The following is a 12,897-nucleotide window of genomic DNA, read 5'->3' as shown; positions in this document are numbered from 1 at the left end:
GAACATCAGGCCGTCAGCAGGTGATGGGCGCCCGCGACGACCGCCGCGACCACGGCGGCGAGAGCGAGTGCCGTGCCCAACAGATAGGCGGGGTAAGCGATTCGGGCACGGCGTGGGTACGCGGTGGCCTCCGGTGAGCGGCGCACCGCGAGCCGCAGGTAGCCGGTCGCGGAGGCGGCGAGTCCGGTGGCCCCGGCGAGCTGGCCGGCGATCCTGTACCCGTCGAGCGGCGGCAGCGGCACGAGCATCGCCAGCGCCTGCACGCTGCCGAGGAGCAGCAGCGCGGAGAGCGCCTCGTGCGTGGCTTCGTCGAGCGGGGCCAGCAGCCGGAGGGCGCAGAAGGGCAGCAGGAACAGGAGATTCATCACCGCGCCCGCGCCCGCCGTGGCGATGCGCTGCCACCGGCCGCCCAGGTAGAGGTAGTCGTCGACCGTGCAGTACATGATGACGACGGGCAGCCGCCACCGCAGCCCGATCTCCGCGACCTGCCCGCCGTAGTGCCGGGCCACCACGCCGTGCGCCAGCTCGTGGAGGGCGGTGCTCAGCCAGAGCAGGATCGCCGTGCCGGTGAGCAGGACGGGGTTGGCGAACACTGCCCGTACCGCGATGAGCAGTTCACCGGCACGGGCGGCGACGAGCCCCTCCATCGCCACGATCAGCGCCAGCAGCGGCACCATGGCCCAGGGCGTGAGCAGGAAGCCGAGGACGCGGTGGAGGCGGGCGGTGGTGGCGTTCGCGTCGGCCACCAGGGGGAGGGTGCCGCGCAGCAGGGTGCGGCGTTCAGCCGTGGGAGCGGAAGGTGCCGGCGCGGGCGTCCCGGTGAGCAGCCCCCTCGTCCCCAGCAAGGTCAGCAGCTGCTGCCAGTGGGCGTCCGCCAGCCGCCGCCCGTACTCCCCCGCGTACTCCTCACCGATCTCCGCCAGGCTCCGCCGCCCGTCCATCCGGGCGATGAGGAAGTGCTCCTTGGGCCCGACCTTGAAGGAGTTGCCGCTCTCGGTGTCCTTGATCAGGTGGACGGTCGCGGCTCCGTCCAGCAGCGGGCCGCTGAGCAGGACGCGGGGCCGCAGCCCGGGCCGGTGGGCGGCGAGCGCCCCGGATGGGCTCATGCGGACCCCTCGCCGGACTCGGCGAGGACCCGGCCCAGGACATGGCTGAGATACGCCTCGTCCCGGATGGTGACGTGGAGCCGGTTGTTGGTCATGTGCATGTACGGGGAGAGCAGCGGCGGCAGCGCCACCGCCGGGTCGGTGACCCGCTCGTCCCGCTCCCCGTCCCAGGACCGGAACACCAGGTCCCCGTCGACGGCCGCCGCGCCCGGTCCCGGAGTCCGGCGCAGTGCTCGGCCCAGCCGGCCAGGGACCCGGGCAGCGAGCGCGCACCCCCCGGGGTAGCCGTGGCAGTGCGGATGCGGGTGAAGCGGTCCCGCAGCCCGTCCGCCGTGCGGGCGTAGTTGCGGTCGTACTCGTCGGTGCCGATGAAGCCGGTGCCGGGGAAGGCGCGGTGCCAGAACTCGTAATAGCTGTCCAGGTAGGCGGTCAGCTCCGTCCGCTCCGGCAGGAAGGTCGACGACATCACCATCATCAGCTGGGCCGAGGTCCCGAGCAGGACCGTGCGCAGGTGGAGGTTCTTCGTGGCGAACGCGTCGATGACCAGGTCGCTGGAGTGCCGGAAGTGCCACTCGGCCAGCTCGATCCCGGCCGGACCGCCGTACTTGCCGAACTCCGGTTCGTACGCCTCCCGGTGGCGGGAGTTGTTGGGGCGCAGGTTCATCCGCCCCCGCTCGTCCAGGTAGTGGCCGCGCTCGCTGCCGGGGAACTCGATCTCGAAGAGGGTGTTGTAGAAGTCGTTGAGGAACCCGGAGTCGACCTCGTACAGCGCGGGCCGCTCCGCGAGGAACGCGTCCACGGCCCGCTCGGTGCGGCGGGCCACCTCGGGTCCGGCGGCGGGTGCGGACGGCTTGAGGCGCAGGCGTACGTGGGGGCCCTCCAGCCAGTAGTTGATGAAGAAGTACCCGGCGAGCAGCCCGTCCGCCTCCAGCTCAGCGACCAGCGGGCGGACGCAGTGCAGGAGGAAGGGGCGGGGGTTGGCAGCGTAGAAGACATGGGTGGCCTGCCAGGCGCCGGCCATCCCTGTCATGAGCGGTGTCATACGGTCCTCCTGCGGACGGGTACGGCCGTCTCCACGGCCAGTTCGGCGACATGGCGGCCGTCGCCGGAGACGGTGGGCAGGGCGTCCTCGTCCGGCAGCGCCTCCCGGAACACCACCCGGGCCTCCGGCGCCTTGATCAGGGCCTCGAAGGCCGAGAGGGAGAGCGGGCTGTCGAAGTCCAGGTACTGCGGCTTGGCCCCGGTCGCGCCCCGGGCCCCGGAGTCCGAGACGGTCACGAAGACCCGGTCGGGCAGCGCGTGCGCGCGCCGGAACGCGTGCCAGCCCAGGAACCATCCGTCCTCCGGCGCGCACGCCCGGTGCAGCGGCAGCGCGGTGGCCGGGGCGCTCCAGCTGCGCCGGCTCAGGACGAGTGAGCCGTGGCGCACCCGGGGGCGCGTGGTGACCCCGCTCGCGTCCGGAGCACCCTCGGGAACCCCGGCCCAGACGTTGAGCGGGGCCATCGAGGTCGGGGAGAGGAGGAGCAGGGTGCGGGGCAGTTCGGGGAGGGCGAGGGGGACGAGATAGCCGAGGTAGACCGGGATCACCTCGCGGTCCAGGCGGGCCGAGCGCAGGACCAGCCGGCCGGCCTCGGGGTCGTGGACGAGGTGGAGGTCGTCCAAGGACATTCTGAACTCCGCCTCCAGCGTGCCGCGTTCACCGGGGCAGACGATCTCGTACGGGGTCAGCCGGCCGTGCAGGTTGAGGTTGCTGGTGACCGGGCCGCCGGTGACCTCGGCGAGGACCGCGCCCTCGGGCACGATGGCGTCCGTTTCCGTGCGGAGCCGTTCGGCGAGCCCGTCGAAGAGCTGGGTGAACCGGCTGAAGGGGAACGAGACCCCGCCGTAGGACCGGTTCAGGACGACGAGCGGGTCGCCGGGCCGGTCGGCGATCTGGAGGTGGTGGCTCATCGGTGCGAACTCCGGTGCGACGCCCTCCAGTTCGGCGGCCACGTCGGCCAGGAAGGCGTCGTCCACCCGCACCTCGGCCGCCTCGGGCCCCGCCGCCCGCCACAGCGCGGTCATCCGCGCGGTGAAGGTACGGCGGGCGGTGTCCAGGGCGCGCAGCCGGTCCAGGCCGAGCCAGTTCACCTCCGGTACGTAGGCGCCGTCGGCGTCGTACGCGGTGCGGGTGGCGGTGAACGTCATGTACTGGTCGAAGAAGTCCTCGTGGAAGTCGTGGACCAGCTTCAGCAGGTCATCGCACCGGCCGCCGCGCCCGTACCGCGCGAGGAAGAAGCCCTCGAAGGTGATCCGTTGCGGGAGGGTGAGATCGAAGGCGGGCAGCACGCGCTCCACGGCCGCCAGCGGGCCTGCCGCCAGCTCCCGCCAGGCGACGGGGTCGAACTCCGGGTGCGCGCCCGCCGCCGCGTCCTCGTACAGCAGCGTCCTCGGCACCTTCGCCCGCTCCGCCCCCAGCTCCTCCTCCTGGACGGCCCGCAGCCCCGCCCGCAACGCGTCCAGCAGCACGCGCCGCTCGTCCGGCGAGGCGTCCGCGAACCGCTCGACGCACCGGGCGGGCTCCTCCAGCCGGTCCGCGAGCCGGCCGGCCCAGGGGCGCTCCAGCCCCCGCAGCGCACCCTGGAACGCGCGCAGCGGGTCGGTGTCGTGGACCTCGGTCCGCAGGCACGGCACCTGGACCATGCCGACGTCCAGCAGCGCCCCGAGGTACTGCTCGCACTCCTCGCGCGCGGCCCCCTGGTCCCGGGCCAGCCACTCCACCAGCTCCCCGTACCGCAGCACGGTCCCGCTCCGCTCCTCGAAGAGGCCGAGCAGCCGGTCCAGGGTGCCGCTGCGGCGCAGGAAGAACAGCCGGTCCTGCACCGCGTCGAAGGTGACGGCCGTGTCGTCGTCGCCCGCCGTGACCCAGCGCCGCACATAGCGCACCCGGTCGTCGTCGCGGCCCCAGCCGGAGGCGGGGGCGACCGGCAGGTCGGCGCGGCGGGCCGGGTCGGCGACCACCGCGTCGGCGAGGCGGCCCAGCGCGACGACGTTGAGCCGGGCCTGCGCCCGCCACCGCCCGTCGACGCGCAGCCGCAGACCGTCCGACCCGGTCAGCGAACCGAGGGCGACACCCGTGAAGGTGGAGAACGGGCTCGTCTTGCACGCCGTCCGGTACACGTAGCCGAGCAGCGACCGCTCGATCTTGCGCTGCTTCTTGTCGGGGCGGGCCCCTGCCGGTGGGGGCTGCCTCCGGTACGCGTCGAGCTGGGCGTCCAGGGCGGGCGAGGCGAGCACCAGCCCCCGGCGCAGGCGTTCGTGACCGGCGAGCCGGCGCAGGACCTCCCGGCTGCGGCCGGTCTCGGCGGCCAGCAGACCGGCCCCCGCCGCGCGCCGCCCGTCCAGGGCGCGGCGGCCGGCGAGCCAGTCGGCGAGGGTGGCGGCGGCGGCCGGGTCCAGAGCGCGGACCCGGGTGAGGGCCCGGTCGGCGGAGTCCGCCGTGGGCAGCCGGTCGTTGAAGACGTCCCGGCGGAGCTTCAGCAAGGCCCGGCGGAGCCCGTCGTCGTCGCTGCCGCCGATCAGGGCGTGCAGCTGGTCCCCGGCCTTCTCCGCGAGCAGCCCCAGCTGGTCCGCCTCGTCCAGCACTTCGTCGGCCCACCGGCGGCTCTCCGGGCAGCGCAGTTCCTGCACGCTGCGGACCGGCAGTCCGGCGACCCGGACCATGAACGCGGACCGGACCACGGGGGAGTTCACGTCAGCACTCATCCTCGGCTCCCCCGCTCAGACGATCTCGTAGCGGAAGTCGGCGGGGGCGGGCCGCTCGTTGCCGATCATCATGATCAGCAGCGGCGCCTCGCCCGTCCCTTCGAGGCCGAGCTCCTCGATGTAGGAGATGTTGTCGAAGCCGAGCGCCACTCCGCAGCCCAGGTCCACGGCGGAGGCGGCGGTGTAGAGGGACTGGGCGACGGCCCCGACGGTGGCGTTGACCAGGCGGTATCCCCGGTCACCGACCGCGTCCAGTACGGCGGTGGTACGGACGGTCGGGACGAGGACGGCCCCGGCCTGCTCCAGGTTGTAGTTGGCCAGGAAGTAGTTCTTCTGCAGGAACTCCCCCGGCCGCCCCTCCCTCACCTGGCGCAGGCTCCGCCGCTCGGGGTCGTACGCGTAACTGCCCGGCACCAGCCCCTCCACATGGCTCACGAACGCGTACAGCCTCACGAGCCGGACCTCACCGGTGTCCCCGCCGAGCCGCGACCCGGCGACGGCGGCCGCCAGGCAGGCCGCCAACTGCGGCCGTGTCACCGGCCGCTGTGCGTCGAACCGGCCGAAGCTGGAGCGGCGCTGGCGCAGGGCGGTGCGCACGTCGGTCTCCAGCGGCCGGGCGGGCGGCAGCCCGGCCTCCGGGGCCGCCGGGTCGGCCGGGTGCGCGGCGACCGGGACCAGCGCGCCGGGGGCGGGGCGGGCGGTGGCCTCGGCGGAGGTGGCCGCCTGCATGCGCGACAGCGCGTCGAAGGTGAGGACGGTACGCGAGCGCTCGATGTCCTTGCGGCGCACGGTGACAGGGGCGGCCGGTCCGCCTGGACCCGGCGTGTGTCCGGCCCACTTCAGCGGCACCACCGCGAAGATCCCCTCCTCCTTCGGGTCCACGCCGAGCAGGGCCGCGAGCCGCTCCTCGTCGAACCAGAGTGCCGGTTCGACCGCCAGCCCCCGGGCCGCCGCCCACATCCGCCAGGTCTGGACACAGGCGCCGAGGTCCATGGAGACGGCGTGGAAGGAGAAGCTGTTGTACTTGAAGGAGTTCTGCCAGTACTTGACGGAGAGCACCAGGTACTGATCGGTCACCGGGCCCGGCGCGCCCTCCCCGAGCGCGGCCCGCACCTGGCCGGACACATCGCCGGTGAGCAGCCGCTGCATGGTGTGGTGCCGGGTGGAGTAGTAGTGCGCGCCGGGCGGTACGGAAGCGCTCGGCCCGGAGATCCAGTGGACGCCGACCGGGTACAGGCCGCCCCCGGAGGCCGAGCCGCGCGACCAGTTGGCCAGCGGGTAGAAGGGCAGGGCGCTCAGGTCGGTGTTGGCCTGCACGCCCAGGCGGCGGCCGGTCAGTCCGTAGGAGTCCCGGAGCATCCCGGAGAGTGCGAGCAGGTCGAACTCACCGTCTGCGGGGGCCCCTTCCGGGCCCAGCGCCCGGTCGAGCGTGGCGTCGGCGGGGTAGGGGGCGTCGGGCAGCGGGAAGCTGTCGGCGCCGGGGTAGAACTTGGCCTTGCGGGGGCCGTCCTGCCAGTCGGGGACGAAATCGGCGGGGTCCATCGGGACCCGGCCGCGGTGCATGATCGCGGCGGCGTATTCATGGGCGTATCCCATGGCGGGCTCCTTGGTCACGGCAGAAGTGGGAGAGGCGCGGCGGTCATGGGAACGGATGTGGGGCGGGGTTGAGGTCGGCGTCGGTGAGGTCCGCCGTACGCAGCCCCGCCTCGCGCAGCGCGGTGCGCAGCCGGGGCATGTGCAGGGCACGCTGCCTGCTCCACCCGAAGTCGATCGGCAGCAGGCCGGGCACCAGGACGCTCACCGTGGTCAGGCCGAGGGCCCGCTGTTCGGGCATCGTCTGGTCGACCACGACCACGTCGAACCCGGCCGCCGTGACGGCGTCCACGCACCGCCGCAGGTCCTCGCGCAGATCGTCCGAGACGGGGAGGACGGGCCGGCCGGCGGGGCCGGAGCCGTTCCCCTTCCCCCCGTCCCCGCCCCCGTCCCCGCCCCCGTACAGCTCGTCGAAGGAACGCGCCGGTGGGCGGACGGCTCGCGGCGCGCCGAGCAGGAACTCCGCGTGGTCGCCCATCTCCGGGATGCCGTACGCCAGCGGGTGGTCGTGGAGCGCCGCCACCTTGTCGAAGTCGTACGCCATCGCCCGCAGCCGCTCCTCGTCCCGCTCGGTGCGGCCCTGGAGGTTGACGGCGTCGGTGGCGATCTCGCAGAGCGCCCCGGCGAGCGCCGCCTCCGGGTCGAGTCCGGCACCCGCGCCGAAGCACATCCGGCCCGGGCCGCGGTCGGGCCGCACGGCGACCCCGGTGACGACGGGGATCGGGAAGGAGATCCGGGTGTCGAAGAACCGGGCCTCGTAGCCGTACATCTCCAGCCGGTCCACCATCTGCCGGGTGGCCGGGCGCCGGCTGGTGCGCGGGTCGATCTCGGGCAGCGCGGCCCGCCCGTACCACGAGAGCAGGAACGCGTCCCGCTCCACCACCTCCATCAGCCCGAAGTAGACGGCTTCCTCCAGACAGCCGCCGGAGGCACAGCCGTTGGAACTCTCCTGCACGAACCGGTTCTCCAGGCCGGGCGCGTGGTAGTACGTGAGCACCTCGGGCACCAGCACGGTCCGCGCGTCCCGCAGCGACCAGCCCCGCACCCACGGGATCTCCCGGTCCGAAGTGAACGGCAGGACACGGGGGTTGGCGCGGTGGAAGGCGTCCGCGTAGAGCCCGACGACCCGGGGGTCGACCGCGGCCCGGCCCTGCGCCCGCAGCCCGTCCAGGCTCGCGTGCACCTGGGCGCGTTTGGCCCGCGACCGCATGCCCGCGTACCGCTCCAGACCTTCCAGCACCCCGATCCGCACGCTCTCGGCGAAGGTGTCGGCGTGCCCGCCCCAGAACGTCTCGCGGAGGTAGGGCCCCGAGCGCATCGAGAAGCAGCCGATGGTGGCGGAGGTGGAGGTGGAGGAGACGTCCTGGACGACGGAGGGGCCGAGCGACCCGCAGACCGGGTTGGCGTACGGCTCGACGGGCAGTTCGTACGTTCCGATGTCCCGGACCCGGAAGCTGCCCGGCCGCAGCTTGGGCGCGGGCTTCAGGGTGATGGCAGCGGCCGCGTCGGTGTCCGGCTCGGGGGTTCCGCAGACCGGGCACTCGGGGTCCGGGACGAGCGGGTAGTGGCGTACGGCCAGGGTCTGGAGGTCGACGAGGTGGACGGCGGGGAAGGCCCCGGTCTCCGGCCCACCACCGTCCAGCCGGGCGGCGATGAGCCCGGCAAGCGTCTCCGCCGCGAAGGGGGTGATGTACGGGGACGGGCCCGCCGCCCGGGTCCCGGAGCCGAGCTCCAGCGCCTCGCGCAACGCGACCGAGCGCACGGCCTGCCAGCGGCGCTCCAGGCAGCGGGCGCAGGGGGGCCGGGGCGTGGCGGGGTCCACCGCCGGGAAGGGGCCGACGACGGCGTGCCGCCCGTGATAGCGCACAGGGACGGCGGAGGTGTCGGGCAGCCCCTCCTCCCCGAACGCGTCCCGTACGCCGAGGGGCTGGACGTCCAGGCGTGCGGGGACCACCACCGCCTCGCCGAACCGGCTGAGCCCGGCCGTCACCAGCTCCGTGAGCAGTTCGGTGGACTCCCCCAGGACGGGTGGGGCGTCCGCGGGGGTCTCAACGCGCATCAGGGCCGCCCTCGCCGTCCACCGTCAGCAGCACCCGGGCCGTGGCGATGGAACCCGCCGGAAGGTCCGCCGGGGTCGTCCCCACATACAGGGCGTCGCGCCCGGCGGACCGCAGCCGCTCCAGCACCGCGTCGAACGTCGTCTCCGGCCCGCCCACCGCAAGCGACTCCCCGCCCACCGCGATCGCCGCCGGAGCCAGGTCCCCCACCAGCGGGTCGCCGAGGTCGACCGCCGCGCCCGGGTCCTCGGCGGCGAGCTGCACCTGGCCCAGCAGGTCGCGCAGGGCGCAGGCGGCCGCCACGCGCAGGGAGAGCCCGGCCCCGGCCGCCCAACGGCCCTGTGCGGAGGGCGCGTCGGCCTCGCGGGCCAGGACCACATGGGCCGAGGTGCGCTCCGCCTCACCCAGGTCGAGCAGCTCCACGGCGATGTCCAGGTTGGCGGCGGACCTCAGCAGGAACACCAGCTCCGGGTCGGTCCCGCCGGCCGCGACCGGGCTCACCTGGGTGGTGCCCCGCACCGCCCGGAGAAGCGCGTCGTGCGCGAGCGCCGAGAGCAGCGCCTGCCCCGCCGCCTCCGCCGCGCTGCCGCCCGCCCCGGAACCGGCCCGGCTCGCCAGGTGCGCCCGGTCGCGGTTGTGGGGGCCGAAGGGGCGCAGGGCGGCTGCGGGTACGTGTACGGGCTCCTTGGTGGTCAGCGAGGTGGCGGCGGCCCAGGCGGTGGGCTCGGCGCCGGTGCCGCCGCCGGTGGTGAGGGCGGCGGGGCCGAGGGTGCGCACGGCCTGCCGCGGACCGTCCGGCGCCGGGAGCGGCACCACGTGTTCGACGTACGCCTCCGCCGCCGCGTGCAGCGCCCGCATCCGCGCCCCCGCCAGGTGGTGCACGTCGAACGCGGCGATCCGGCGGCGCACCCCGCCCCCGAGTGCCACCTCCACGCGGCTGAGCTTCAGCGGGGTCTGGGTCAGCTCCTCGTCGTCGTACCGGCGGAAGATCCCGGTGTACGGGCGCACCAGCGCCGTACCGACCCGGTTCAACTCCTCCACCAGCGCCTCCGCGTCCCGGGCCGTCTCCACGGTCGGGGTGACCGGCGGCGCGAGGGCGTCCGGCAGCGCGGGGACGGGCTCCGCGGTCCCGTCGGCGGCCCGGGCGGCGCAGCGGGCACACCGGGGGTGCGGCTGGACCGGCTCCGCCATCACATCGAGCGATTGCAGGTCCTGGACGAGGACCTGGCCGTCCGTCTCTGCGGGCAGGGCGCCGGTGGTGAGGCGGAAGATCTCGTAGCCGACGAGGTTGCCGACCATCGCCGCGACCGGCCCGGACAGGGCGTCGCCGCAGGACGGTACGGCTCCCGCCGCCTCGCTCCACAGCTCGGCGGCGGTGCCCGGGTCGACGTTGGAGCCGAGGCGCAGCAGCGCGCAGGACCAGCACCCGGTGGAGGTGGCGGTGGAGAGCGGGCCGACGACCAGCCGGCGGCCGAACAGCCAGGCGGGGATGAGCGTCACGCCCTCGGGGACCCCGGCGGCCAGCAGCCGGTGGGTGCGCGCGCCTGCCCCGGAACCGGTGACCACGACGACGTCGTACCCCTCCAGGTCCGCCCAGCCCGCGTCCGCGCCGGCGCCGACCGTCTCGGCCTGGGCGCCGGCCCCGGCCGCCTCGGCGGTGATGTCGTCGTGGGCGGTGGCGTCGGCGGTGGTGGTGGTCCCGATCCGGGCGCAGCCGTTGCGCAGCAGGCTCAGCGCGCACCAGCGGGCGGTCTCGTCGTTGCCGAGGACGGCGACGCGGGTGGTGCGGTAGCGGAGGAAGCGGGCGCGGGCGTCGTCGGTGTAGTGGTCGACGTAGGCGATCTGGGCGGCGAAGCGTTCGGCGATCTCCGGGCTCAGCCCGTCGTCCCCGGCGGGGTCCGTGCCCGCCTCCGGGATGTCGCGGGCGAAGTCGCGCGCGTACAGCGTCCTGACGAGCTCGGCGGCCATGGCCCGCTGGGCCGGCCCGAATCCGGCGCACAGCTCGTCCAGGCGGTGCTGTCCCGTCAGGTGGGGGACGACGAGGGAGGCGAAGCGGTAGGCGGTGCGGCCGGTGAGGTGGAAACCGCCGTCGGCGTTGTGGAAGAGCACCCCGCCGGGGGTCTCGGTGAACAGGACGTCCCGGCGGATGCGCGGACGGGTCCCGGCGAGTGCGTCGACCGCCCCGGTGGGGACGGGCGCGGCCCCGGCGGGGGTGACGGACCCGGCGGGGGCGGGTGCGGAGGGTGCGGAGGGTGCGGGCGCGGCGGGGGTGGCGGACCTGGTGGGGGCGGGTGCGGAGGGTGCGGGCGCGGCGGGCGCGGCGGACCCGGCGGGCGCGGCGGACCCGGCAGGGGTGGGTGCGGAGGGTGCGGGCGCGGCGGACCCGGCGGGGGCGGGTGCGGAGGGTGCGGCGCTCTCGGCCATGGGGATCACACCTTCTCTGTGCGGCGGTTGCGGATCCGGACGGTTCTTCGCAGATGGGCGCGGAGCAGGTCATGGATGCGGTACGGGCCCGGCGGCCCGTCCTCCAGGAGCCCGGCGTCGGCGAGCTGTTCCAGTACGTCTTCGGGAACGGGCGGGGGCGGGTGGCTTCCGGTACGGCCCGTGTCTGCGGAGCCTGCCGGGCCACCGGGCTCGTCCAGCAGCTCCGGCGGACCGGCGCCGATACGGAGGAACGCCTCGGAGAGCCGGGGGTCGAGGCGGCCGAGGGCACGGTCGAAGAGGCCGCTGACCGAGTGGTCCGGGGAGTCGGTCAGGGTGAGCCGGGCCAGCGGGTCGTCGCCCAGCCAGTCGACGGCGTCGCCGAGCCGGAGCCCGGGGCGGGTCAGCAGCCGGGCGGTGAGGATGCGCAGGGCGGCCGGGAAGTGGCCGCAGAGCGCGGCGAGCCGGCGGGCGGCCCGGGGTTCGGCCTCCACCCGTTCCGTGCCGAGGGCGGCGAGCAGCAGCGCGTACGACTCCGCCTCCGTGAAGGCGGTGAGCCGGTGCACCCAGCCGCCGTGGGTGGCGATGAGGCCGCCGAGCCCCATCCGGCTGGTGACGACGACGGCGAGGTCCGGCGGCCCCGGCTCACCGGCGGGCCCTGCGCCGGGTCCTGCGACACGCCCTCCGGGGAGCCCTCCGGCGGGCGCGAGCAGCGGGCGGACCTGGTCGGCGTCGACCACGTCGTCCAGGACCAGCAGGGCCCGCTCGCCCGGCCGCCCGGACCCCAGCGCGGCGGCCACCTCGGCGGCGACCTCCTCAGCCGTGCGGGGGTGCCCGTCCGCCCGGGTCATCCGCACGAGCAGCCGGCCGGCCGGGAAGCTGTCCCGCACGAGGTGGGCGACGTGCTGGGCGAGGGCCGACTTGCCGATGCCGGGGGCGCCGGAGACCACGACGGTGAGGGGCCGTTGGGCGTCGGCTCCCGGAGGCGGCGGTGCGGTGAGACGGGCGGCCATGGCGGCGGCCTCCGCCTCGCGCCCGGTGAAGTGGGGGACGGCGGGGACCGGTCCGGCCCCGGTGGCGGCGGCCGGGAGGGGGACCGCCGAGCCCCGGATGACGCGCGAGGCGGGACCCGGGGCCTGAGCCGCGCCCGAGGACGGCCCCGGGGCCAGGGCGGGCGGGACAGCGCCGACGACCACCCCCGCACCGGCCCCGCTCCCTCCGCCGGTCCCCAGGTCCTCGCCGCGCAGGATGGCCAGCTCCAGCTGCCGCAACGACGGCGAGGGGTCCACGCCCAGCTCGTCCAGCAGGAAGCCCTTGACCCTGCGGTACTCGGCGAGGGCCTGGGACTGGCGTCCGGTGCGGTAGAGGGCCTCGATGAGCTGCTCGTGGAACCGCTCGTGCCCCGGATATACGCGCGTAGCGGTCCACAGGTCGACCAGTGCCTCGCCGCAGCGCCCGAGCCCCAGCAACAGGTCGCAGACCCGCTCGACCGCGCGGAGCCGCTCCTCCGAGAGCCGGGGCACCTCGTCCCGGTGCAGGACGTCGGACCGGACGTTGGCGAGCAGTGCGCCCTGCCAGAGCGAGAGGGCGTCCTTGAGCGTGTAGAGCTCCGCCTCCGGGTCCCGCACGAGGGCGCTCGCCCGGCGCACCTGGTCGCGGAAGCCGAGGAGGTCCAGGGTGGGAGGTCCGGCGGTGATCCGGTAGCCGCCGGGGACCGCTTCGATGGACGAACCGGTGACCCCGTGCCTGGTGAACAGCCGGCGCAGCCGTAGGACGCAGGTCTGGAGGGCGGCCCTGGCGGTGGCCGGCTGGTCCTCACCCCACACCGCGCGCTGCAAGTACTCGACGGAGACGGTGGAGTTGGCGTGCAGCAGGAGCGCGGCGAGCAGGACGACGGGTTTGGAGGGCTGGAGGACGACGACATCGGGGCCGTCCGCGAGGGCCAGCGGGCCCAGAAGCTGAAACCGCATCACGAG

The 12,897-nt window shown here is 75.0% G+C and carries 6 protein-coding genes and 1 pseudogene; all 7 read right to left on the bottom strand.

Annotated elements, in window-relative coordinates; all coding sequences use genetic code 11:
- Positions 1-5: 5 nt before the first annotated feature.
- The 7 genes and pseudogenes from ACIQAK_RS24975 to ACIQAK_RS24945 all read right to left on the bottom strand — a co-directional run bounded on the left by ACIQAK_RS24975 (position 6) and on the right by ACIQAK_RS24945 (position 12,891).
- Entirely contained in the window at positions 6-1,106 is a 1,101-nt protein-coding gene (locus ACIQAK_RS24975; protein WP_366391885.1) for a peptidase M50, read from the bottom strand.
- Positions 1,103-2,148, bottom strand: a pseudogene (locus tag ACIQAK_RS24970) (lantibiotic dehydratase C-terminal domain-containing protein). Before ACIQAK_RS24970 ends, ACIQAK_RS24975 begins: the two are co-directional and overlap by 4 nt.
- Positions 2,145-4,850 carry a lantibiotic dehydratase gene (locus ACIQAK_RS24965; RefSeq protein ID WP_366391884.1) on the bottom strand — a complete coding sequence of 902 codons (2,706 nt, stop codon included), beginning with the start codon at positions 4,848-4,850 and terminating at the stop codon, positions 2,145-2,147. The pseudogene ACIQAK_RS24970 and the gene ACIQAK_RS24965 overlap by 4 nt, the downstream one beginning before the upstream one ends.
- Positions 4,851-4,865: 15 nt before the next feature.
- A complete protein-coding gene (locus tag ACIQAK_RS24960; RefSeq protein ID WP_366391883.1) occupies positions 4,866-6,446 on the bottom strand; it encodes a nitroreductase family protein in 1,581 nt (526 codons plus the stop codon).
- A 43-nt stretch (positions 6,447-6,489) separates the two neighbouring features.
- Positions 6,490-8,502, bottom strand: a complete 2,013-nt coding sequence (locus ACIQAK_RS24955; RefSeq protein ID WP_366391882.1) for a TOMM precursor leader peptide-binding protein — start codon at positions 8,500-8,502, stop codon at positions 6,490-6,492.
- Positions 8,492-10,924 (bottom strand): TOMM precursor leader peptide-binding protein, encoded by a 2,433-nt coding sequence (locus ACIQAK_RS24950; protein WP_366391881.1) that lies wholly within the window; start codon positions 10,922-10,924, stop codon positions 8,492-8,494. The genes ACIQAK_RS24955 and ACIQAK_RS24950 overlap by 11 nt, the downstream gene beginning before the upstream one ends.
- Before the next feature lie 5 nt (positions 10,925-10,929).
- Positions 10,930-12,891, bottom strand: coding sequence for an AfsR/SARP family transcriptional regulator (locus tag ACIQAK_RS24945; RefSeq protein WP_366391880.1), 1,962 nt, complete (start codon positions 12,889-12,891; stop codon positions 10,930-10,932).
- Positions 12,892-12,897 lie beyond the last annotated feature (6 nt).

The organism is Streptomyces sp. NPDC088706 (genome assembly GCF_044752765.1).
Taxonomy (GTDB): Bacteria; Actinomycetota; Actinomycetes; order Streptomycetales; family Streptomycetaceae; genus Streptomyces.
The sequence above is the reverse complement of the archived record's forward strand: the minus strand, read 5'-3'. Positions and strand labels throughout refer to the sequence as shown.

Bases quoted from the DNA above. Each gene is read 5' to 3' on its own strand.
- ACIQAK_RS24975 (WP_366391885.1), bottom strand. From the start codon at position 1,106: ATGAGCCCATCCGGGGCGCTCGCCGCCCACCGGCCCGGGCTGCGGCCC.
- ACIQAK_RS24950 (WP_366391881.1), bottom strand. From the start codon at position 10,924: ATGGCCGAGAGCGCCGCACCCTCCGCACCCGCCCCCGCCGGGTCCGCC.
- ACIQAK_RS24955 (WP_366391882.1), bottom strand. From the start codon at position 8,502: ATGCGCGTTGAGACCCCCGCGGACGCCCCACCCGTCCTGGGGGAGTCC.
- ACIQAK_RS24960 (WP_366391883.1), bottom strand. From the start codon at position 6,446: ATGGGATACGCCCATGAATACGCCGCCGCGATCATGCACCGCGGCCGG.
- ACIQAK_RS24965 (WP_366391884.1), bottom strand. From the start codon at position 4,850: ATGAGTGCTGACGTGAACTCCCCCGTGGTCCGGTCCGCGTTCATGGTC.
- ACIQAK_RS24945 (WP_366391880.1), bottom strand. From the start codon at position 12,891: ATGCGGTTTCAGCTTCTGGGCCCGCTGGCCCTCGCGGACGGCCCCGAT.